This window comes from Prevotella sp. AM34-19LB (assembly GCF_003468525.1).
GTDB lineage: Bacteria > Bacteroidota > Bacteroidia > Bacteroidales > Bacteroidaceae > Prevotella.
The window spans coordinates 34651-57865 of sequence record NZ_QSIG01000023.1 but is presented as its reverse complement, the minus strand read 5'-3'; the positions used below and the strand labels follow the sequence as shown (position 1 = coordinate 57865).

The following is a 23215-nucleotide window of genomic DNA, read 5'->3' as shown; positions in this document are numbered from 1 at the left end:
AACTTTATAATTGGACACTACAAAGTTACTTAAAATCAACGAGATGCACAACTTTTTCTCCATAAAAATATACTAATTTTCAGGCGGTTTTTTAATTCCGCCAACAGGTTCTTTTATTATTTTTTTGTATATTTGTAGCAGAAATCTATCAAGTATAGGTAAGGCAAGGAGAATTGAACCAAAATGAACCAACAGACATTGGCTTTTTTTCCCTACCTTTGCAAAGAAAAAGAATAATGATAATATAAAATTCAAAGCTTATGAAACATCTATTTTTCCTTGTAGGTTTGCTTTGCCTGACGGCAGCACCTATCAGTTCATTTGCCCAGGCACAGAATGCTAAGGACTTAAGAAAAGAACGCTTGGAGATGCTCAAGGCATCTAAGTCTGAACTCAACGAGAAAGCATCAAAGGCTGCTAAGAAAGAAGCCAAGAAGCTTCAGAAAGAAGGCTGGCAGACAGCTCCTGGTGCACTCCCACTGGAAAAGCAGTTGGATAAGTCATACGCTATGCAGTATCAGTATGACGAATCTATGTACCCAATGTACATCATGGGTGAAGCCATGAGTATCGGTGAGAACTATGACGGCGCCAAGATGCAAGCCATGGAACTGGCCAAGCAGAACCTTGCAGCTCAGATTCAGACAGAAGTTTCAGGTCTTATCGACAACTCTGTAGCTACTCAGCAGCTTGCCATGGAAGAAGCAGTTACCGTTACCAAGAGTATCATGGCCAGCAAGAGCCTCATCGTACAGAGCATCGGCAGAACTATCACTGTCATGGAGTGCTACCGTACCTTGAAGAACAAGAACAAGGAAGTACTCGTCCGCATCGCATACAATGGAGCCATGGCTAAGGCTGCAGCCAAGAATGCCATCCGCCAGAGCCTCGAAAACGAGAGTGCGGAGCTTCACAAGAAACTTGATAACGTATTGGGAACAAAATAATATTTGCAAAGTCACATGAAAAAGACTACATTGGCAATTGTTTGCCTCTTAGGATGCACTGCACTCAGCTCTCTGCACAGGAGGCTGAGAAAAGCAGCTGCACGAAATCAAGGTAAAATTCGATAAGGTACCAGACGGACTTGCCAACTACTATAGTGGCTACTACTACTACAATGGCAAGGAAATCTATAATATGCGTAACTACCTGATGTACACAGGTAATCGCATCAATGCACTTACCATCAACCCAAGCGGCAGTTCGTATGCCTTCATCGACAGCAAGAAAGACAAGAATACCGTAGATGTATTTAGTTTGATGACCAAGGATCAGCAATTGGGCAAGATTACCACCAATAAACAGTTTAAGCCACTGGCTATCTGCTATTCACCAAACGCCAAGTTCCTCTACGTGATGGGATCGGATTCCAAAATCCACATCTTTGAAACCCGCAAGACCCGCGAGGTGAAGAGTTTCGCCATCAACGAACCAGCTACTCGCCTCGATGCAAGCCCTAACGGATTCTTCCTCATCGCCAGCACCAAGGATAAGCTTCAGGTCATCAACCTGGAGAATGAAACCGTGCGCACTACCCTTCCGCTCAAGGCAGCTTTCAAGGACGTAGCCTTCTCAAGCAACAGCAAGCAGATGGCAGTTCTCACAGCAGACGGAACCTGCGATGTATATGATACCAAGACTTTCACCGTGAGCAAGCACTTCGATGCCATGGGTATCGCTGAAAGATGCTTCTTCCACCCAGAAAACAAGTATCTGGCTATCGTAACAGGCGACCAGCGTGTGGCTTTCATCAACCTGCTCAATGAGGACGACCGCCAGTACGTGGATGCCAAGGAAGGCGGAATCAAGTACATCAACTTCTCCAAGAACGTGAAGAATGATATCTACCTGGTACACAACTATACCAGCGGAATCGTCTTTACCCCGGTAGGATTCCTGAGTCCTAACCGTCAGGAGAAGCTGAAGAATGAGTTGAACAGCCGCATGGATGAGTGGATGAAGCGTATGGAAGGCGAGAGCCTTGACGACTACAATGCCCGTGTGAACGAGGAATCAAGATTGAAGCAGATGCGCCTCTTCGAGTCACAGATTGCTACCAATATGGCAGATAATCTCCTCACCACATCCGACGTAAAGCTCGGTAACTATAACTCAGATATGAATATGTTGACCCTGGAATTCAACAACATGCCAAGCATCTACCTGACAGTACCTGTTAGCGAGTTGGAAGGCATGGATGCAGGAAGCCTGGAATTCACCAATACCCAGTATGGATTGAACGACAAGGATGAATTCGAGCTTGTATATACCGAGGTTATCAACAAGAAGACAGGCAAGAAATACGTGTTCGACAACACCGAGCGTAAGTCATTGGCATTCTTGGAGTCAGACGACAACTTCGTACCATTCGAGCAGCTTCAGGGTGCCAAGATGGAAGAGTTGAAGCTTGAGGAAATCAAGAACAAGATCATGAAGAATGCCCAGGAACAGAACATCATCTCCGATCATACCAAGATTGATGTACATACCAAGGTAGCCAACGCCACCGATGCATCAGGTAAGAACATCTTCAACTATGATGTAGATGTATCTTATACCGTAGATGAGGAGTACTCGGCCAAGGATGACTTTGCACCAGGTCGCTTCAAGGTAGAAGAATCCAATGCCGCTCAGGCAATGCTCGCCATCGTGAAGAAGGCTTTGGAGGAAGATTTCGCCAAATATACCGCAGAGGGCAAGCAGGTGAAGATTCAGATTACCGGTATGGCAGATGCCTTACCATTCAGCCGCACCGTGGCATACGATGGCTGCTATGGCGACTTCGAGCAGGAACCAGTACACAAGAACGGCGAACTGAGCAATATCACCGTAACCAAATCTACCGGTATCGGCGAGAACGATCAGCTGGCTTACTTGCGCGCTATGGGTGTGAAAGATTATATCGAGAAGAATATCCCAGCACTCCAGAAGATGAAGACCTCTTATGATACTTATATCGAAGTATCTGAGAACAAGGGTGGAGAATACCGCCGAATCGGCGTGAAGTTCACCTTTATTGATGTATTCTAATATTGATGGATTCTATAATGAAGAAAGTATTTATTGCAATATCTATTTTACTCTTATCGTCGGGCAGCAAACTGGCTGCCCAGACGATAACAGACTCTAACGACGCGTACAGAGAGTTTGTTCAGCTCGCCAACAAGGACGAGGACAAATCTCAGATGTACGACGCGCTATATCGTTGCTATACGGCAACTTACGCCATCATTACCCACTCAGAGAAGACGAGTGCCGAATATTCACAGGCGATGGCCAACATGAAGAATATCATTGCTTTCCTGCCTAATGCCGCAGCCTATAACAGTAACAACCAGAGCACAGGAAACGCCATCAAGTTTGCACGCGCCTACGTGGATGTTGTCGGCTTATCCGACTTTGCCGATGGTGGCTACACCTCTCAAAAAGCCTATTCACAGCTCTCTTACTTTGCGGCAGCCAATCTGGTAAACCGCCGCCAGTATGAAGAAGCTATTCCATACCTGCAAGCTTATCTCCGTTCTGGTGACGAGAAGTACCGCAAATCGGTATTCGTCAACCTCATCAAGGCTTGCGCACAATCCAATAAATATCAGCTTGCCGTCATCACTCTCGAACAGGCATCTGATAACTATCCTACCGACTATGACATCATTTCGTCGGCAGTAAACCTCTGCATCGACCACAAGGATAATGCCAACCTACAGAAGTTCGTAGGCAAGGGTCTTGCCCTCCGCCCAGACGATGAGACCCTTCTCAACATCCAGGGAAAACTCTACGAGGAAGGTCATCATTTCGAGCAGGCACTTGACATCTATAAGAAACTGCAAGTATCTCACCCTAAGGCTCTTGACGTGTTGAAGCACCTGGCTATCAACAACTACAATATAGGTGTGCAAAACTATAACCAGGCGTTGGAACTCAAGGAAAATGATCCTCACATCAAGGACCTGGAGACCGTATATAAGGATTACTTCACCTATTCGATCGGTCACATCAAGAACATCATCATCAGCGACCCTCTTTCGCTGAAATACACCCAGGCGCTCGCTATCGCATATAAGTGTGTAGGTGATAAGGAGAACTTCAATATCATCAACAACAAGCTGGCTTCGCTCGGAGGTGGTAAGATTGAGTCGAACTTCATCCCTCAGCTCATCGAATTCAATGGCGATGTCAAGCCAACCATCGCTGCAGCAGCGCCTCAGGTACATACCGAAAGCAACGAGCAGAGTGCTGAAGAGGAGAAAGGAATCCCGGCTTACTCTGCCTTCGCCATCCCGTTCATCGAAAACCGTATCGACAAGTGGCAGAAGAAGGACAGCTACGAAACACTGGATGAATATCGTGCGCGCATGACCGAGAAGAACCGCGATGCCAAGATTGCAGAGATGCAGCGACTCGCACAGCAGGAATACATCAGCAAGTACGAATCAAGAGTAAACCTGCGCCATCTGGAACTGAAGCCATACGATGCCGACCACGAGGTATTCCTGGTAACATCGCCTGATCTCGGAGAGATGATCGTACCGGTGCCAAGAGCCAACAACGAGGCACGCATCTTCGCTTCCAACTGGAACGGTATGCAGTTTAAGGATCCAGAGTACTTCATCGACAAGGATCACCTGGCACTCGCCAAGCTCACCATCATCACCCCTTCGGGCAAGCAGTATCAGTACGATAACGCTGCAGCGCTCAACTATACCGCCACCAACGTAGAGGTACACTTCGACCCTATCAATGCCAATATGCTGGCATCCAACGAGAATGCCAACAAGCAGACGGTACAGCAGCAGAACGTGAAGCTGGGAACATCGGATGTGGATGAGAATATCCCAGAGAATCCAACCAGCAACACCAAGACCTTTGCCGTGGTCATTGCCAACCAGAACTACAGCAATGTGGCAGGCGTTCCACTGGCTCTGAACGATGGACTTGCCTTCTCCAAGTACTGCGAGAAGACACTGGGTATGCCGGCAGAAAACGTGCGCTACTATGCGGATGCATCATACGGTACGATGCTCCGCGCCATACGCGATATCAAGAACATCGCCAGCGCATTCAACGGCGACATCAACATCGTATTCTACTATGCCGGCCATGGTATTCCTAACGAATCAACAAAGGATGCCTACCTGCTTCCTACCGATGCCGATGGCACGCAGACAGAGGGTTGCTACTCTCTGAACAAGCTCTATGCCGAGTTGGGCTCTACCAAGGCAAAGGAGATTGTAGTGTTCCTGGATGCCTGCTTCAGCGGCTCGAAGCGCGAGGAAGGTATGCTGGCTTCTGCCCGTGGAGTAGCGCTGAAGGCTAAGCAGGAAGATCCACGTGGCAACATGGTGGTATTCAGTGCAGCATCGGGCGATGAAACCGCATTCCCATACTCAGCAAAGGGTCATGGCCTCTTCACCTACTATCTCCTGAAGAAACTCCAGGAAACCAAGGGTGATGTAAGCCTCGGCGAACTCGAAAGCTACATCTCTGAAAATGTGAAGCAGCAGTCAGTGGTTATCAACCGTAAGGTTCAGACTCCTACTGCCACTCCTTCTACCTCGCTTGCAGTAGGCTGGAAAGAGCTGAAGCTGAAATAAGATACAGAACTTTTGTATATCGTGGAGTTAAGAAGTTAAGGAGTTAAGAAGTTAAGACGTATGTCTTGTTGTTTAAGAACTATGCCAAAAGACAATTGTCTTAACTTCTCAGCGACCGTAGGGAGCAATAACTCCTTCAACTTCTAAACTCCTAAATTTTAATAACATTAAAAAAATCAGCAAGGATGAGACACTACATTTTTGTGATGATTCTGATGCTTTTGGGCGTAGCTACAACCAGCTATGCCCAGCGCACCAGGAAAGTGCACGGAGAATACATCTACCATGCACCGGAAAACGTATCACTGGAGCAAGCCAAGAAGACGGCTCTGAGCAGAGCGCAGATACAAGCCCTGGGCGATGAGTTCGGCACCGTGGTGGCGCAGCATAACGCTACCCTGATGAACAATACCAACGGCTCTACCCAGACGGATTTCACCTCGCTGAGCAGCAGCGATGTGAAGGGTGAATGGCTGGAAACCATCGGCGAACCTAAGTACGAAATCAGCTACGAACAGGGCATGCTGGTAGTGAAATGCTCAGTAAGCGGAAAGGCGCGGGAGCTGGTTGCCACACAGAACAGTTTCGTTGCCAAGATTCTGAGAAACGGTACAGAAGATAGATTCGAAAGCGACAACTTCAAGAGTGGCGACGATCTCTATCTTTCCTACCAGTCATCTACCAAGGGATACGTAGCCGTTTATCTGATAGATGGCAGCAAGAATGCCTACTGTCTCCTGCCTTATCAGTCATCGCAGGATGGCAAGGTGAGGTAGATGCCAACACGAGATACGTATTTTTCAATTCCAAGACGGCTGCACCGCTCTTTCAGCCAGCAGATGTAGATGAATATAACATGACCTGCGAAAAGGCGGCAGAAACGAATTATATCTATGTAATCAGTTCGCCTAACCCATTCATCAAGGCGATAGATAATGCCGCAGCTGGTTTGCCTAGAGAATTGAAGTACGAGGATTTCCAGAAGTGGCTTACCAAAAACCGTACAGCCGACAAGGATATGCAGGTAGAGATCAAAAACATCTCCGTGAAGAAATAACAGCAAAATAAAAGCCCAGGGCGGAATGCTCTGGGCTTTTATTTTTATATAGAGTTTGCACTATCTACCGTGCAAAAAAGTACTAGCGTAAAATGAAGTGAAACGCAGAAACGCTCAGCTGTTATAATCTCTTGATTACAGATTCCAGCTGCTCACCCAATCCGATGGTATAACCCTGAGAGAGGAATACCACTCTGTTGAAGGTATCAGAAATCGTGAAGATAGGAAGCAGGTTCTTGTTCTGAAGCTTCATATTCTCCACCATCTCCTTGCGGCAGGAACCATCCTTGTCGATACCGAAGATGATGTTCTTTGGCAAACCAGGGAACTCTGAGATTCTGAACTTCTTGGCAGATGCCTCATCCTCAAACAGAATAACGATAGGACGACCCCACTTCTCGAATACCTGTGCCACCTTGGCGATGTCCTTCAGGGCGTGGTTGGTTGGCTCCTGACCTACACCGATCATACCTGTTACGAAGTAGCCGCGACCAGTCTGGCTCAAAAGGCTAACCTCCTGATTGCTTGGCAAGAGGATGAACTTGGATTCTGAATTGAAGTTACCCTTTACGGTAATCTCTGTCTCAGAACTGCGCAGATTCATATCCACCTGGGTAGTGGCACCCTGCTTTACATGAAACAACTGCATCTCTGCCAGCACACCACCATTGGCAAGACGGGTACCAGAAACCAGGGCATAATCGCCCTCATCCAGATCTACACCATTCTTGAAGGTACCGCTCCATGTACATCCCTCCTCTGGATACTCCAGGAGCGAAGTAGAACCATCAGGTTGATTCGGTGGATAGTGAAGTGGCTGTAGTACTTAGGATCATCCACAGCACCATTATCCTTATAGTTCATCACGAATCTTCCCATGGCAGAAGCCTTCTGCACAGCATTGTCGAAATCTACGTCAATCCATTCGCCACCATTGGCATTCTTATACTGAGTCTTCTTGGTCACCTCATCCACCTGAGCCTCGATGCCCAAGCTTCTGGCTACATCTACGAAGAAAACCTTGCGAGAGCGGGCATCCGTAAGGCGTGAACGATATACGCCGATAGGTGTCTGGGCAATCTGCAGAGCCTTCAGGTCTGGATTGATGCGGATATTCTTCTTCACCCACTCTACCAGGAGATTAGGATTGTTCTTGAAGGCAACCTGCTGCTTGGCAAACTCCTTCTCGAAGAACTGCTTGAACGGAGTGATGATCATCTCGTTTTCCACGCGAGGAGAAAGCTGATCGCTCTTGGCATTGAAGTTATCTTCCAGGATATCCATCTGCATATCTCTCAAGTCCTTGGCACTCAAGGTACCGAGCAGCTTGATGGCACGGTCGATACGGTCCTTGTGATTCTTCAGGAAGGTGAGGATGACACGGTGGTTACCGCTTGAACCTACCAGATACTTCACCATCTTCTGGGTATTCTCCTCAGAACCTGCAGCAAGACCATTATCCTTCAGAGCCTGCAATGCACTCTCCTTATTATAGAAGGTAGCAAGATAGGCATGACGGATAGAATCCTCGTAGGCAAAGCGCTCCAGGTTCTTGGCTCTTGCCTCGGCAGAAACCTCTGGGATGTTGGCATGCTCTGGAGGAGGAACGATATCGAAGGAGTCGCGGAAGAGGATGGTCTTCTGCTCTGCGCCAGGTACAGTTACCTGATGATCCATACGAACCACTACCTTCTTGTCCTTGCCGAAAGATGCCTTGGCAAAGCCATACTTGCCGTTCTTGGATGCCCAGATCATCATATCGCCCTTGCCGGCAGAAAGGAAGGTGGCACCATCAGCACCTGTATATTTGGTTACTACGGTGCAGAACTCTGCATAGTTGTAGATTTTGAAGTCCACCTTGGCACCATCTACAGGATTGCCTGCTGCATCTACGATTTCGAAATCGATGCGGGCAGAAGAACCGTAGTTGTCGATGAGGTTGATCTCGGTATAGTTGGAAGTGCGGAGCATTACCTCCTCAGGACCATTGTAGTCGCCGAACGCCTTGGTATGCATCAGCATCGCACGGGATGCAGGAGCATTAAACCAAGCCAGGTTCAGTACAGCTTCCGGCTCGCAGGCTCCCAGGAAATACCAGGTTCCATCTGCCCAAGCCTCTACCCAGGCGTGGTTATCATCGGTATGTGCCCAGCGTGGGGTATAAACCTGGCGTGCAGGAATGCCAATAGCTCTCAGGGCAGCTACCGTAAAGGTACTCTGCTCACCGCAGCGGCCGTAAGCCGAACGGATGGTTGAAAGAGGAGCCGAAGTACGTCCATCGGATGGCTGATAGGTTACCAGCTCGTGGCACCAGTGGTTTACCTCGAGGATAGCATCCTTCATACCCATACCCTTTACGCGCTCCTTCAATTCCTTGAAAAATACCATACGCGAATTATCCAGGTTCTCATTGTTGATGCGTACAGGGAGCACGAAGTGGCGGAAGAGCAACTCTGGCACCTTGTTTCCCCAAGCCATCTGCTGGCGTGCCTCGAAGCTGGTGCGCACATTCTCCAGGAAGAAGCTGGTAGGATAGTCGGTTACATCAGCCACAGGCATATAGGCATAGAGGAACTGCAAGGCTCCCTGCTCATCGGCTGTAGCTTTCTGCTGCTTGAGCATCTTCTGGTCATAAAACTGCTTACCTACAAGATTTACCTTCTGTTTGAAGGCCGTTTCCACTTTCGTGCGATAAGCTGCATCGGTAATGAAGTGGCCGTTTGCTGCCAACATTGTCTGCCAAGAGGCTAAGAATGTAATGGCGAACATTACTAAAAACTTTCTCATTGTTAGTTAGCTTTTTAATTATATTTATTATATTCCAGTTAATATATTGATGTTACGTTACAAACTTTCTGCAAAAATAATGTTTTTTTTCGAAATAATAGCCATCCCCAAAAGAAAAAATGTTATCTTTGCAGCAAATATTGAGAAATCAAGTAAAAAGAGAAAAAATTAGTAATAATCAAATAACTAAATAGAAAGAAAAAATAGAAACTATGAACAGAGACGATTTTAAGTTTGAAATATGCGCCAACAGCGTAGAGAGCTGTCTGGCTGCGCAGGAAGGTGGAGCCAACCGTGTGGAACTGTGTGCAGGCATACCTGAGGGTGGCACTACCCCATCGTATGGCGAGATAAAAGTTGCCCGAAAGTTGTTGGATAAGACCTTGCTCCACGTCATCATCCGCCCTCGTGGTGGCGATTTTCTCTATACCCCTCTGGAGATTGAACGCATGGAGGAGGATATCCGCCTCTGCAGAAAACTGGGCGTGGATGGCGTAGTGATAGGATGCCTCACAGAGGATGGAGAAGTGGATATGGAGGCGAACCGCCGACTCGTGGAACTGGCGAAAGGCGGCAAAGAACTGAAGCGATGAGCGTTACTTTCCACCGTGCCTTCGACCGAACAGCCAATCCTCAGAAAGCCTTGGAAGACATCATCTCCCTGGGTTGCGACCGTATCCTTACATCGGGTCAGCAACCTAAGGCAGTAGAAGGCGTAGCGCTTCTTTCAGAGCTCAAGCAGGCAGCAGCCGGACGAATCATCCTCCTTGCCGGATGTGGCGTAAACGAGGATAACATCCGCACCATCTTCGATGCTACCGGTATCCACGAATATCACTTCTCAGCAAGAGTCAACGTGCCGAGCAAGATGAAGCAGCTCAACACCAACGTGTATATGGGTGCCGAAGGCGCTGATGAAAGCAACTCTCCTGTTACCTCTGCAGAAAGAGTAAAGCAAACCATAGCCAACCTTTTGGGATAGGATTTTTCTACAACGAAAAAGATTTTTCCGATAATAAGAAAGGATTGTTTCCGATAACGCAGATAGCGTTTTTTCACAAAACAAAAAAGTGTCACAATTTCCAATATTCCAGGAGATTACGACACTTTTCCAATATAATATTCACACAATCTTAGAGTGCGATTTCCACAACCTTATCCATCTCTGTAGGAACCTCACCGAGATTCAGGAGCACACCGCCTTCGCACTTCTGAACCTTCACCGGCTTCTTGCTGGCAAAGTCGAAAGCCTTCTTCACCTTCTTGTTTCCGAGAGGCAGGAAGAGGCTCTTATCCTTCAGGTTCAGGATATGAACGAAGAGACGATTGCCCTTTTGGGTAGTAACACCCCAATCGTGAGGAGCCACGATGCCGCCACGGGTACCATAGATGGTTTCACCGTAAGTCTTCATCCACTCTCCCATTTCTGCCAGGCGCTCCAATGCAACTGCTGGAAGCTCACCATCTGGCTGAGGGCCGATGTTCATCAGCAGGTTGGCATTCTTGCCAGCTGCATTCACCAGGTAATGTACCAGCGTCTTGGTAGATTTATAATCCTGGTCGGTAATCTTATAACCCCACATGCCGTTCATGGTCTCGCAGGTTTCAAGAGGCAGGCGACTGATGTCCTGACCCGACAATCCTGCCTTATTCTCTCCAGGAAGATCACGCTCGAAAGCCTGAACATCCTCACCCTCGAAAGGAGAAGAGTGATGGTTGTTTACGATCAGGCAGCCTGGCTGCAGGCGATGGATAAGCGCATACTGCTCTGGCAACTGCCAATCGAAGTTAGGATTCTGATCCTGATCCCACCATCCATCAAACCAGATACATCTCACCTTACCGTAGTTGGTAAGAAGTTCTGTAAGCTGGTTGTTCATAAACTGATAGTAGCTCTTCCAGTTACCCTCAGGGTTAGGGCGTCCGGTACCTCTACCTGTTCTTCCCCAAACAGCATCCTCACGATACCAGTCGATATGAGAGTAATAAAGGTGCAAAGCGATGCCCTGCTTGTGGCACTCATCCGCCAGTTCCTTCACGATGTCGCGGTGGAAAGGAGTAGCATCTACTATATTATAATCAGAATACTTGGTCTTGAACATAGAGAATCCCTCGTGATGGCGAGTGGTAAAGCAGATGTACTTGGCACCTGAAGCCTTGATGGCAGCCACCCATTTAGCAGCATCAAACTTAGAAGGATAGAAACCGCCAGCCAGCTTGGCATACTCCTTGTAGTTCAGGTCCTTATTGGTCATTGTCCATTCGCCGGTAGCGAGCATGCTGTACAATCCCCAATGCAGGAAGATACCGAACTTATCGTCCTGGAACTGCTTGCGTGATTCCAGGTTTTCTGCAGATGGCTGATAATGCTGAGCCTTATTTTCCTTGGCAGCATCATTCGCAACCATGGCATTAGCCGAAAGGCAAGAGCAACCCAAAGTAAGGATTGCGGCACATAATTGTGACTTAAAATTCATTTTAATTCCCATAATAAAATTGTTATAGTTAGTTATAATGGTGCAAATATACAACTTTTTTTTCAGAGCAAAGCGATAAAACACAAAAAACTATATATTATAGGATAAAAAAGATGTCTGCAACGAGGATAAGGAAGACTGGGAATGGGGATAAGAAAGGAGTTTTGGGGAAGAATTTGGGGAAAAGATACAATGTTATCATAATTTAAAAGATATAATAAAATTATAATTTATTCAATTTTATTTGGAAGTTAGAAAAACTATTTGTATCTTTGCATTGTCAGTCAGAAAGAAGTGCAGCAAAGCATCTGAAAAATAGGATATTCCCAGATATACAGCAGTACTTGTCTGATAACGACTACAAGAACAAGATTATTAATATAAAAAGAAGAAAGGAAACATTATGAAGAAATATGTATGTGACGTTTGTGGTTGGATTTATGATCCAGAAGTAGGAGATCCAGAGGGCGGCATCGCTCCAGGTACAGCATTCGAGGATATCCCTGATGATTGGGTTTGCCCTCTTTGCGGAGTAGGCAAGGACGATTTCAGCCCTGTAGAGGAGTAAGACTCTTTTGGGGAATCACCCGAAAGAAATCCTCACAAAGGAATCATCTGAATGAAAAGCCTGATATTCAGGCAACACATTCATAAAATAATAGGAGGAACCATTATGACGAAGATTAGAGAAATCTACCGCTGCCAGATTTGCGGCAACGTGGTAGAAGTAGTAAACCCAGGAGCCGTGCTCAGCTGCTGTGGCCAGCCGATGAAGCTGATGAAGGAAAACACCAGTGATGGCGCCAAGGAGAAGCACGTGCCTGTGATAGAACCTATCGAGGGCGGTTATCGCGTAACAGTAGGAAGTGTGGAGCATCCGATGCTCCCAGAGCATTACATCCAGTGGATAGAGCTGCTCACCCCTACCGATGTGCTCCGCCATGAGTTGAAACCAGGCGAAAAACCGGAAGCCATCTTCATGACAAGCGCTGAAGCCAAGGATGTTACGGCTCGCGAATACTGCAATCTCCACGGATTGTGGAAGGGGGTATTTGAAGGATAAAAACCATCATACCAACAAAAGGTTTCATGTCATTTTCCCAATGTAGGGAATATGACATGAGACCTTTTTACTTTATTTACATTCCATTTCTTGCAAAGGAATTACTTTCTACCTTTAAAGGAAAATGTTTCTAGAGTTAGCAGAAAGCTTCGTTCAATGATTTTGAATGTCCGTTCAATAGTTTTGAACGGAACTTTCTTCTAGTCTTAAAAACAATTTCGACCTGTACGATTGAAAAATCTCCTATAATACTTATATATTTCCGTTCTATAATAAAAGAGAATGATTTCATCAGCAGTTATGCATCCGAAGCGTTTCACTTGTTTTACCAACATCAATTTTCCCTCATCTATGATTTTTAGTTAATTTTCTACGATTTCTTTGTATCTTTCATTTATAATGTGTAACTTTGCACCCAGAAATTTAAACGTTTAAAGATAAAATGGCATTAAAATGTGGTATTGTAGGTCTCCCAAACGTGGGTAAATCTACACTGTTCAACTGTCTGTCTAGTGCAAAGGCACAGGCAGCTAACTTCCCTTTCTGTACTATCGAACCAAACTTGGGTGTCATCACCGTACCAGATGAGCGACTCAACAAGTTGGCAGAGATTGTTCACCCAGGACGCATCGTCCCAGCTACTTGCGAAATCGTAGATATCGCAGGTCTCGTCAAGGGTGCCAGCAAGGGCGAAGGTCTTGGTAATAAATTCTTGGGAAATATTCGTGAGTGCGATGCTATCATCCACGTAATCCGCTGCTTCGACGATGATAACATCGTTCGTGAAGGTGGCGCCAAGGTTGACCCATTGGAGGATAAGAGCGTCATCGATACAGAGTTGCAGCTCAAGGACCTGGAAACCATCGAATCTCAGCTCGCCAAGCAGCAGAAGACAGCCGCTGCCGGCAACAAGGATGCCAAGCTGATGGTTACTGTTCTGGAGGCTTACAAGGCTGTTCTGGAGCAGGGAAAGAACGCCCGTGGTGTAACTTTCGAAAGCAAGGAAGAGCAGAAGGTGGCTCACGACCTTTTCCTCCTCACAACCAAACCTGTGCTCTACGTAGCCAATGTAGATGAAGCTTCTGCCAAGACCGGCAACGAGTATAGCAAGAAGGTAGAGGAAATCGCCAAGGAAGAAGGTGCCGAGTGCATGGTCATCGCTGCCAAGACTGAGGAAGACATCGCTTCTCTCGAAACCTACGAGGACAAACTGATGTTCCTCGAAGAGCTCGGCCTGGAAGAGAGCGGCCTAAACCGACTCATCAAGAAGGCATACGCCCTGCTGAACCTTGAAACATTCATCACCGCAGGTGAGATGGAGGTGAAGGCATGGACCTATCACAAGGGCTGGAAGGCTCCTCAGTGTGCCGGAGTGATCCACACCGACTTCGAGAAGGGATTCATCCGTGCAGAGGTTATCAAGTATGATGACTATATCAAGTATGGGTCTGAAGCTGCTGTGCGCGAGGCTGGTAAGCTCGGCATCGAGGGCAAGGAGTACATCGTACAGGATGGCGACATCATGCACTTCCGCTTCAACGTATAACGATTATGATGGCAAATCTGCTTAACTATATCGTATGGGACCCGGATCCTGTTCTGGCTAACCTGGGTCCTATCTCCATCAGATACTACGCCACCTGCTGGATGGTAGGCTTGCTGCTGGGTTATCTGATGATGCACCGCCTCTACAAGGAGCAGAAGCTGGGCGAGGATAAGTTTGAACCGCTCTTCATCTACCTCTTCGTCGGCATCCTGGCGGGTGCCCGACTGGGACACTGCATCTTCTACCAGCCGGAATACTTCCTCACCCAGTGGGATCACGTGGTAGAGATGTTCATCCCGATGCATCACATGGCAGACGGCAGCTGGAAATTCACGGGATATGAAGGTCTGGCTAGCCACGGAGGCGTACTGGGACTGTTCATCGCCATCTGGCTCTACTGCCGCAAAACGAAGGTGGGCGGCTGGACATTGCTCGACAACATGGGTATCGTATCAGGCATCACCGCCTGCTTCATCCGCCTGGGCAACCTGATGAACTCCGAGATCATCGGCAAGGTAACCGATGTGCCTTGGGCATTCATCTTCGTCAAGGAAGATCAGTATCCGCGTCATCCCGGCCAGCTCTACGAGGCGATAGCCTATCTCGTCATCTTCCTCCTCATCCTCTTCATCTATAAGAAGAAGGGTCCTAAAAGTGTGGGAAGCGGACTTTATTTCGGCCTTTGCCTTACCCTCATCTTCACCTTCCGTTTCTTCGTGGAATACACCAAGGAGATTCAGGTGGCTTTCGAGGCAGGATTGCCTATGGATATGGGCCAGATATTGAGTCTTCCGCTCATCATAGCGGGTGTATGGAGCATCGCCTCCAGCCCTAAGCGAGCTGCGAAAAAGGAAAACAAAGCATAAATACGATGATAGAAGTTTCGTTCCATCCAGATGTGTGGGGCGGAACTTTTATTGTTATTACTAAATAGGGAATTTAAAGGAACTAAGGGAAGTAAGAAGAAAGTTAAGTGACAAATGTCCTACGTTTTACGGCTAAAGACTATTGTCTCTTAACTTCCCAAACGACCGTAGGGAGTGATAACTTCAGAACTCCTTTAACTTCTGTACTGCTTATATATATATAATAAGGTATAAACAACAATAAGAATATGAATAGAAGCATCATTCTCCACCTTCTCGCCGCACTTCTTCTGATAAGCTGCGGATATCAGGGCAAATCATCCTCTCCTTCCTCTCAGGATGGGGGCAAGGACAATCTGCCCGCCCACGTAAGGCTCATCAGCACCACTCCCGTCAAGGATCAGGGCGAGAGCGAACTCAGCTGGGCATACGCCATGCTCGCTACCATAGAGAGCGAACATATCATGAAGGGTGACTCCGTGAACCTCTCCGTGGCTTACATCGCCCGAATGATGCTGCAGGAGAAAGCCATAGAGTACTATCTCTCGCAGGGCAGCAAGCCCATCAGCATGCGAGGCATGGCTTCCATGCTCATACATTATATAGATAAGTATGGTGCACAACCCTACGACAGCTACGAAGATCCGAAGGATATCAACTACAAGACGCTCTGCCGGAAGGTGGAGCAGCTCTGCGATGCAGCCATCTCACAGAAGTCGGGGTTCGGAAAGCTGAAGGATGATCTCGACAATCTCTTTGATCAGGAGATAGGCTACATGCCTGCCAAGCAGGTTCACATGCTCGGTGCCGAATATACCCCGCTGGAGTTCGCCCACAGCGTATGCTACCCGGAAGAGTATGTATCGCTCACCAGCTTCACCCATCACCCTTACCGCGAGTACTTCGCCCTGGAGATTCCCGACAACCGTCAGCACGACTCCTACCTCAATCTGCCGCTGGATGAGATGATGCTCCATATCCAGAAGGCGATAGAGAACGGTCACCCGGTATGCTGGGAGGGCGATATTTCGGAAGAAGGCTTTATCCACGCCAAAGACAACTATGTGGATATCTCCAAAAACGAACGCCCCGTAACCCCTACCTCCCGCCAGAAGGAGTTTGAGCAGCTGCGCACCACCGACGACCACGTGATGGAAATCATCGGCACTTTCCTGAAAGACGAGCAGCGATACTACGTCTGCCGCAACTCAGCAGGAAAGAAATGGGGTAACCAGGGACTCATCTATCTCTCAGAAGACTATCTCCGCCTCAAGACCATTGCCGTCTTCATGAGCGAAGAAGCCTTTCTCTTCGATAGGAAGCAAAATGGTTGATGTAGGTCAAATATCTGCTTCATAACACTTGTGTGCGCACACACATAGTTGACATACATCAAAAATTCGGGCTTTTTTCGCATTTTCTCCATAAAAGTTTTGGTGGAATGGCAAAATCGTCGTACCTTTGCATCGTCAATAAGACAAAAGGTTATTAGGTTTTTAGGTTAAGATTGTTAGTTGTTTATAGGTTATTAGTTATAAGGTAATAAAAAAGATTGTTTATTCAAGGACGACGAAAAGAAATTTTGTTTAGGTTATTAGGTTTTTAGGTTTAAGATTGTTAGTTGTTTAGTTTTAGGTTATTAGTTTTAAGGTAAGAAAAAAAGATTGTTTATTCAGTGAGAACAGGATAATGTCGATAGGTTAAGCGTAACTTAAGGTAAAAAAAGACATGTATCGGATAACAAGATGATGCCTGTGAGCAGTAAATGACTGCTTCGGGCGCCGCAATGGAGAAAAGCTTGTGAAAGCGATAATCTCCTTTGAGTTATGAAAAATTTGGGAATATAGCATTAAAGGTGCGCAATTTCGAGAGAATCGAAGTTGCGCACTACTTTTTTTATGCCACACGTCAAGTTCTTATATACAATCCGCACCCTTCCTATGGGCATTCTAGAGGTATTTTAGGCATAATCCCCTCATTTTTATGATAATATACACTAAATAATTTTGTATTACCACCGAAAAGTTGTACTTTTGCAAAAGATAATAAATAACAAGGTAATATGGCAAAACATCCTCTTTGGAACGACGATTATTGGCTCCTGCTACTCCAGCTCTACCAGAAGAAGCCGATGGGAGTAAAGCCTTATATTCAAAGGTATAGTCGATTTGAGCTTGGAACTGCACATCCAGCCGGAATATTTGCACGCACAGATGTTCAAGCTGCAGCGCATCACGCCTCGCATCAAGCGGCTATGGGATAAATATGCCGATAATCCACGTCTCCTATCCCACGACATCAAGATTCTCCGATCTATGAACGGATGCGGAAATGCCAAGGATTTCTTTGCAGGAGTAGAAGTAAAGGAGTCGTTCGAGAAAGATTGGGAACCTCTCGCTGAAGAGCCATCGCTCAACCCCGTGAAGCTCATCATCATCCTCGACCTCTACTTCCAGCTCACTCCCATCACCATGGTGGCTGAAACGCCGGAAATCATCAACCTGGGAAAACTCATCAAGGTATCACCCAAGCTGATTGCAGAAGTGATGGGCGTTTACCAATACTGCGACCCTTATCTCAACCGCCAGCAAGCACCTGACAGCAAGCTGATTAGCGCATGCAAGGATATCTGGCACAGATATGGTAACGGAAACCCAGACAAGCTGAACCAGCTTGCCATCAACCTGCAGGAATACTACAAGTAGAACAGAAAAAAGAATACTGCAAGCAGAAAAAACACTGCTGGCAGAACAGAAAAAAAGAAATATAAACAGCAAAAGCTCAACTCAAAAATAAAGATATGGCTCAAAAACTCATTCAGACACAGGCACAGAAGCTGCAACAGCTACAAAAACTCTCCGCCCAGCAGATGCTGCAGGTGAAGCTCCTGGAGATGCCCCTCACCGAACTCGAGGAGAGCATCAATGCCGAACTGGACGATAATCCTGCACTGGAGAGTGAGAATCCAGACGATATGCTCAGCGAAAGCTACGATGGAGATTCTCCGCTGGAACATGATGCAGATAGCAGTAATAGCGACAGTGATACTGATTCTGATGATGCCTACGAGGCACAGTCGGAGAAGGAAGAGAGAAAAGACGAGTTCGACCAGGCACTGGAAAGCATCGGACAGGATGACCAGATGCCCGATTACAGCTCCGACAAATACGGCAACCAGGACACAGCCGAATACGAAGAAATGGTGTATGGAGACACCACGTCCTTCTACGACAAGCTGAAGGAGCAGATGGATATGCAGAACCTCACCGACAAGGAAAAGGAAGTGATGGAATATCTCATCGGATCGCTCGACGACGACGGCCTGCTTCGCAAGGATCTCGACAGCATCAGCGATGAGCTGATGATCTATCACAACATCGATGTAACCGAGAAGGAGATAGAGCACGTGCTCCATGTCCTGCAGAGCTTCGACCCTGCGGGCGTGGGCGGAAGAAGCCTCCAGGAATGCCTCCTGCTTCAGGTAAAGCGAATGCCGAAAGGCGTACTCCGCAAGACCATGGAAGAGGTATTCACAGACTACTTCGATGAGTTTACCAAGAAGCACTGGGACAAGATCAAGGCAGGATTGGAACTCAATGATACCCAGCTTGATACCCTGCAGCAGGAAATCAGGAAACTGAACCCGAAACCGGGTGCTTCGATGGGAGAAACCGAAGGCAGAAACATCCAGCAGATTACCCCCGACTTCATCGTAGATACCAACGACGACGGCTCCATCACCTTCAGCCTGAACCGCGGTCACATTCCGGAGCTCACCATATCTCCATCCTTCACCGACATGATAGAGCAATACCGCAATCACAAGGACAAGATGAGCAGAGCCGAGAAAGAAGCCCTGTTCTATGCCAAGGGAAAGGTGGACAAGGCACAGGGATTCATCGAGGCAATCAAGCAGCGGCAGCATACCCTCATCGTAACCATGAAAGCGATTATCGACATCCAGCGACAGTTCTTCCTGGATGGAGACGAAGCCGACCTGAAACCGATGATTCTCAAGGATGTAGCCGAAAGAACCGGATTGGATATCAGCACTATATCGCGAGTGAGCAACGTGAAGTATGCACAGACAAAATGGGGCATCTTCCCACTCAAGTTCTTCTTCACCGATGGCTATACCACCGAGGATGGCGAGGAACTGTCAACCCGCAAGATCAAGATTGCCCTTCAGGAAATCATAGCGCACGAAGATAAGAAGAAACCATTGAGCGATGAAGCACTTGCCAAGGCTTTGAAGGAAAAAGGATTCCCTATCGCCCGACGCACCGTAGCGAAGTATCGCGAACAATTCAATATTCCAGTAGCACGATTAAGAAAATGAAAGAGAAGAATATCATATTCACCGCACGCCTCATGAGCATGATCTTCACCCCCTTCTATCTGCCGATAGTGGGACTGATAGCATTGTTCATCTTCAGCTACATGTCATTGTTGCCGATGATGTACAAGCTGGTGATGCTTGCCATGGTGTATCTGCTCACCGTGGTGGCACCTTCGCTGCTCATCCATCTCTACCGGCTCTGCCAGGGATGGACATCCCACGAACTGGGCAGGAAGGAGCGCCGTCTCGTGCCCTATATCATCTCCATCGTATGCTACTTCGCCTGCTTCTTCTGGATGGAGTACCGCAACACTCCACGCGTCATCAGCATCATCGTGGTAGTGGCACTCACCATCCAGATGGTATGTGCCCTCATCAATGTATGGTGGAAGATCAGCACCCATACAGCCGCCATCGGAGGCGTGGCAGGCGGACTGGTATCCTATTCCATCGCCTTCTCCTTCAACCCACTGTGGTGGCTCTGTTTCGTGCTGATACTGGCAGGAGCCGTAGGAACGGCACGCATGATACTGCGACAGCACTCGCTCTCGCAGGTGGTTACGGGATTCCTCGTAGGAGCCGCCTGCGCCATTCTGGTCATCTGAAGCCTGCGCCGTCGGGGACACCTGATTCCGGTACCGTACAAGGAACATAGAAAAAGAATTAATAACATAATATAATAAGAAATGAAACCATTAGTAAGCATTATCATGGGCAGTACCAGCGATCTGCCTGTTATGGAAAAAGCATGTAAGTGGTTGAACGACAACCAGATTCCTTTCGAGGTGAATGCCCTCTCTGCCCATCGCACTCCGGATGCAGTAGAATCATTCGCCAAGGGAGCCAAGGAGCGCGGCGTAAAGGTAATCATCGCTGCTGCCGGTATGGCTGCCGCCCTTCCTGGTGTTATCGCAGCATCTACCCCACTGCCAGTTATCGGTGTGCCTATCAAGGGTATGCTCGATGGTCTTGATGCCATGCTCAGCATCATCCAGATGCCTCCTGGCATTCCTGTGGCTACCGTTGGTGTGAATGCAGCTCAGAATGCAGCCATCCTCGCTGCCGAGATGATTGCCCTTGCCGATGAGGAAGTGGCTCAGAAGGTAGAGGCATGGAAGGCTGGTCTTGGTGCCAAGATTGAGAAGGCAAACCAGGATCTGGCTGAGGTGAAATACGATTTCAAATGCAATTAATCTAATCCGATATGCCTCTTTCCAGAGACATATCCCATCTTAAACATTATGGTAGATTTATTCAATTATACCCGCCGTGCCTCTTCCGTGGCACATATCGGAGCCCTCGACCTGGGTGGCGACAACCCTATCCGCATCCAGTCGATGACCACCACCAATACCAATGATACCGAGGCTTGCGTCCGCCAGGCAGAGGAAATCATCAAGGCTGGCGGCGAACTGGTGCGTTTCACCACACAGGGTTCCCGCGAGGCAGAGAACATGAAGAACATCAATGCTGGCATTCGTGCCGACGGCTATCAGACTCCACTCGTTGCCGATGTTCACTTCAATCCTAACGTTGCTGATGTAGCAGCTCTCTATTGTGAGAAAGTGCGCGTCAACCCTGGCAATTACGTGGATCCTGCCCGCAAGTTCATCAAGCAGGAATATACTGATGAGGAGTACGCCCACGAACTCCAGAAGATAGAGGAGCGCTTCGTACCATTCCTCAACATCTGCAAGGAGCATCATACAGCCATCCGTATCGGCGTGAACCACGGTTCACTCTCCGACCGCATCCGCAACCGCTACGGCGATACCCCTGAGGGCATCGTAGAGAGCTGTCTGGAGTTCCTCCGCATCTGCAAGAAGGAGAATTTCCACGATGTAGTTATCAGCATCAAGTCATCCAATACCGTAGTGATGGTTCGCTCCATGCGCCTCCTGGTCAGCGAGATGGAGAAGGAAGGCATGAATTACCCACTCCACCTCGGCGTAACCGAAGCAGGCGAAGGCGAGGATGGCAGAATCAAGAGTGCTGTAGGTATCGGTGCCCTGCTGGCTGACGGCATCGGCGATACCGTTCGTGTAAGCCTCAGCGAAGAGCCGGCTGCAGAGATTCCTGTAGCTCGCCACCTGGTGGATTACATCGGCAGAAAGAAGGGTCAGCTGCTCATCCCGGCTGCAGCTTGTCCTAGCTTCGACTGGCTGCGCCCTACCCGTCGCGAAACCGTGGCTGTAGGCAATATCGGCGGCAACAACGTTCCTGTGGTTATCAGCAACCGAATCAACGGCGAGAGCACCGTATGTGAAAACAAGGATGCTACGCCGGATTATATCTATATCGGCGGCAAGATGCCTCAGCAGTTTGTGCCTGGTCAGAGCTACATCGTAGATTACAACGTTTACGAGACGCAGAACAGTAAGCCTGAAACCACAGGTGCCAAGCTCTACCCCATCTTCCCTGCTATGGCAATGCCACTCATCGCCAGCATCAAGGCCGACGTGAAGTTCCTCACCCTGCAGTTTGGTACTCCAGCCGAGGAATACATCGCCTGTCTGAAGGCTCATCCAGAGGTGGTAGTTATCTGCGTCAGCAATCATCAGAACCGCCTGGGCGACCAGCGTGCATTGGTTCACGAGATGATGAATGCCGGCTTGAAGAACCCTGTAATCTTTGCCGAGATGTACCAGCACGGCAAGGAGGAGAAGAGCGACTTCCAGCTGGAGGCAGCTGCCGATATGGGTGCCTTGATGATTGATGGTTTAACGGATGGTATCTGGCTGATGAACAATGGCGACATCCCTGCCCAGACCATCGACGAGACCGCCTTCGGCATTCTTCAGGCAGCCCGTCTGCGCACCAGCAAGACCGAATATATCAGCTGTCCTGGTTGTGGCAGAACCCTCTATGATCTTCGTGAAACCATCGCTAAGATCAAGGAGGCAACCAAGCATCTCAAGGGCTTGAAGATTGGTATCATGGGCTGCATCGTGAATGGTCCAGGCGAAATGGCGGATGCCGATTACGGCTACGTAGCGCCGGTCCTAACCGTGTAAGCCTCTACCGCAAGCAGGTTTGCGTAGAAAAGAACATTCCGCAGGAGGTGGCAGTAGAGCATCTGCTCGCCTCATCGACTCGGATAAGCAATAATTCGGCTCTTCTGAATAAGAGCAATCCCCCAGATAAAAGAGGAAATGCCGTTCCTGCATTTCCTCTTTTTTTAAAATAAATGACTCAGTGACTCAGTGACTCAGTGACTCAGTGACTCAGTTTATTTCAAGCCCCTATTTGGTCTATTTTCTGCTTACAGATTGTAAGCATATATATTATATATTATATATATATAATATATCTACTATAAAGAGGGTAGAACATACGGTCGGAAATAAACTGAGTCACTGAGTCACTGAGTCACTGAGTCATTTTTGCTGCTGATGGATATTCTACTTAACTATCTTACTGGAAGAACTTTAAGACAAAAAACTATATTTCCGGAAACACAACTCAACGCTTCTTTCTTCTAAA

14 protein-coding genes and 4 pseudogenes are annotated in these 23215 nt (G+C 47.8%); 16 read left to right on the top strand and 2 right to left on the bottom strand.

The window, feature by feature from the left end; genetic code table 11:
• Positions 1-260 precede the first annotated feature (260 nt).
• The 5 genes from DW830_RS08770 to DW830_RS16535 all read left to right on the top strand — a co-directional run bounded on the left by DW830_RS08770 (position 261) and on the right by DW830_RS16535 (position 6654).
• Positions 261-947, top strand: coding sequence for a hypothetical protein (locus DW830_RS08770; RefSeq protein ID WP_089543072.1), 687 nt, complete (start codon positions 261-263; stop codon positions 945-947).
• 193 nt (positions 948-1140) lie between these two features.
• Complete coding sequence (locus DW830_RS08765) at positions 1141-3033, top strand: WD40 repeat domain-containing protein (RefSeq protein WP_119249596.1); 1893 nt, start codon at positions 1141-1143, stop codon at positions 3031-3033.
• Between the two features lie 17 nt (positions 3034-3050).
• Positions 3051-5597, top strand: a complete 2547-nt coding sequence (locus tag DW830_RS08760; RefSeq protein WP_158573467.1) for a caspase family protein — start codon at positions 3051-3053, stop codon at positions 5595-5597.
• Positions 5598-5782: 185 nt separating this feature from the next.
• A complete protein-coding gene (locus DW830_RS08755; RefSeq protein WP_233544452.1) occupies positions 5783-6373 on the top strand; it encodes a DUF4384 domain-containing protein in 591 nt (196 codons plus the stop codon).
• Positions 6374-6453: 80 nt separating this feature from the next.
• Positions 6454-6654, top strand: a complete 201-nt coding sequence (locus DW830_RS16535; RefSeq protein ID WP_233544451.1) for a hypothetical protein — start codon at positions 6454-6456, stop codon at positions 6652-6654.
• 121 nt (positions 6655-6775) lie between these two features.
• On the opposite strand, the pseudogene DW830_RS08750 reads toward DW830_RS16535, so the two are convergent.
• Positions 6776-9441: pseudogene (locus DW830_RS08750) on the bottom strand (transglutaminase-like domain-containing protein).
• Between the two features lie 212 nt (positions 9442-9653).
• Here DW830_RS08750 and DW830_RS08745 point away from each other — a divergent pair.
• Positions 9654-10423: pseudogene (locus DW830_RS08745) on the top strand (copper homeostasis protein CutC).
• Positions 10424-10574: 151 nt separating this feature from the next.
• Here DW830_RS08745 and DW830_RS08740 read toward each other — a convergent pair.
• Positions 10575-11849 (bottom strand): alpha-L-fucosidase, encoded by a 1275-nt coding sequence (locus DW830_RS08740; RefSeq protein ID WP_119249601.1) that lies wholly within the window; start codon positions 11847-11849, stop codon positions 10575-10577.
• A gap of 472 nt (positions 11850-12321) precedes the next feature.
• On the opposite strand from DW830_RS08740, the gene rd reads away from it, so the two are divergent.
• From rd to DW830_RS08690, 10 genes and pseudogenes are all read left to right on the top strand, one after another.
• Positions 12322-12486, top strand: a complete 165-nt coding sequence (gene rd / locus DW830_RS08735; RefSeq protein WP_117663589.1) for a rubredoxin — start codon at positions 12322-12324, stop codon at positions 12484-12486.
• Between the two features lie 105 nt (positions 12487-12591).
• Complete coding sequence (locus DW830_RS08730) at positions 12592-12981, top strand: desulfoferrodoxin (RefSeq protein ID WP_119249594.1); 390 nt, start codon at positions 12592-12594, stop codon at positions 12979-12981.
• A gap of 442 nt (positions 12982-13423) precedes the next feature.
• Entirely contained in the window at positions 13424-14527 is a 1104-nt protein-coding gene (gene ychF, locus DW830_RS08725; RefSeq protein WP_119249593.1) for a redox-regulated ATPase YchF, read from the top strand.
• An 8-nt stretch (positions 14528-14535) separates the two neighbouring features.
• Positions 14536-15393, top strand: a complete 858-nt coding sequence (gene lgt, locus DW830_RS08720; RefSeq protein WP_119249600.1) for a prolipoprotein diacylglyceryl transferase — start codon at positions 14536-14538, stop codon at positions 15391-15393.
• Positions 15394-15641: 248 nt separating this feature from the next.
• Entirely contained in the window at positions 15642-16727 is a 1086-nt protein-coding gene (locus DW830_RS08715; RefSeq protein WP_119249592.1) for a C1 family peptidase, read from the top strand.
• Positions 16728-17455: 728 nt separating this feature from the next.
• Positions 17456-18098 (top strand): annotated as a pseudogene (locus tag DW830_RS08710) (hypothetical protein).
• 95 nt (positions 18099-18193) lie between these two features.
• A complete protein-coding gene (gene rpoN, locus DW830_RS08705; protein WP_119249591.1) occupies positions 18194-19732 on the top strand; it encodes an RNA polymerase factor sigma-54 in 1539 nt (512 codons plus the stop codon).
• Positions 19729-20337 (top strand): phosphatase PAP2 family protein, encoded by a 609-nt coding sequence (locus tag DW830_RS08700; protein ID WP_119249590.1) that lies wholly within the window; start codon positions 19729-19731, stop codon positions 20335-20337. Before rpoN ends, DW830_RS08700 begins: the two co-directional genes overlap by 4 nt.
• Positions 20338-20418: 81 nt before the next feature.
• Positions 20419-20925, top strand: coding sequence for a 5-(carboxyamino)imidazole ribonucleotide mutase (gene purE / locus DW830_RS08695; protein ID WP_117663600.1), 507 nt, complete (start codon positions 20419-20421; stop codon positions 20923-20925).
• A gap of 48 nt (positions 20926-20973) precedes the next feature.
• Positions 20974-22919: pseudogene (locus DW830_RS08690) on the top strand (4-hydroxy-3-methylbut-2-en-1-yl diphosphate synthase).
• Positions 22920-23215: the final 296 nt, after the last annotated feature.

Coding starts and splice junctions, on each gene's coding strand:
- DW830_RS08715 (WP_119249592.1), top strand. CDS start 15,642: ATGAATAGAAGCATCATTCTCCACCTTCTCGCCGCACTTCTTCTGATA.
- DW830_RS16535 (WP_233544451.1), top strand. CDS start 6,454: ATGACCTGCGAAAAGGCGGCAGAAACGAATTATATCTATGTAATCAGT.
- rpoN (WP_119249591.1), top strand. CDS start 18,194: ATGGCTCAAAAACTCATTCAGACACAGGCACAGAAGCTGCAACAGCTA.
- DW830_RS08740 (WP_119249601.1), bottom strand. CDS start 11,849: ATGGTTGCGAATGATGCTGCCAAGGAAAATAAGGCTCAGCATTATCAG.
- DW830_RS08770 (WP_089543072.1), top strand. CDS start 261: ATGAAACATCTATTTTTCCTTGTAGGTTTGCTTTGCCTGACGGCAGCA.
- purE (WP_117663600.1), top strand. CDS start 20,419: ATGAAACCATTAGTAAGCATTATCATGGGCAGTACCAGCGATCTGCCT.
- ychF (WP_119249593.1), top strand. CDS start 13,424: ATGGCATTAAAATGTGGTATTGTAGGTCTCCCAAACGTGGGTAAATCT.
- DW830_RS08755 (WP_233544452.1), top strand. CDS start 5,783: ATGAGACACTACATTTTTGTGATGATTCTGATGCTTTTGGGCGTAGCT.
- DW830_RS08765 (WP_119249596.1), top strand. CDS start 1,141: ATGCGTAACTACCTGATGTACACAGGTAATCGCATCAATGCACTTACC.
- DW830_RS08700 (WP_119249590.1), top strand. CDS start 19,729: ATGAAAGAGAAGAATATCATATTCACCGCACGCCTCATGAGCATGATC.
- DW830_RS08730 (WP_119249594.1), top strand. CDS start 12,592: ATGACGAAGATTAGAGAAATCTACCGCTGCCAGATTTGCGGCAACGTG.
- DW830_RS08760 (WP_158573467.1), top strand. CDS start 3,051: ATGAAGAAAGTATTTATTGCAATATCTATTTTACTCTTATCGTCGGGC.
- lgt (WP_119249600.1), top strand. CDS start 14,536: ATGGCAAATCTGCTTAACTATATCGTATGGGACCCGGATCCTGTTCTG.
- rd (WP_117663589.1), top strand. CDS start 12,322: ATGAAGAAATATGTATGTGACGTTTGTGGTTGGATTTATGATCCAGAA.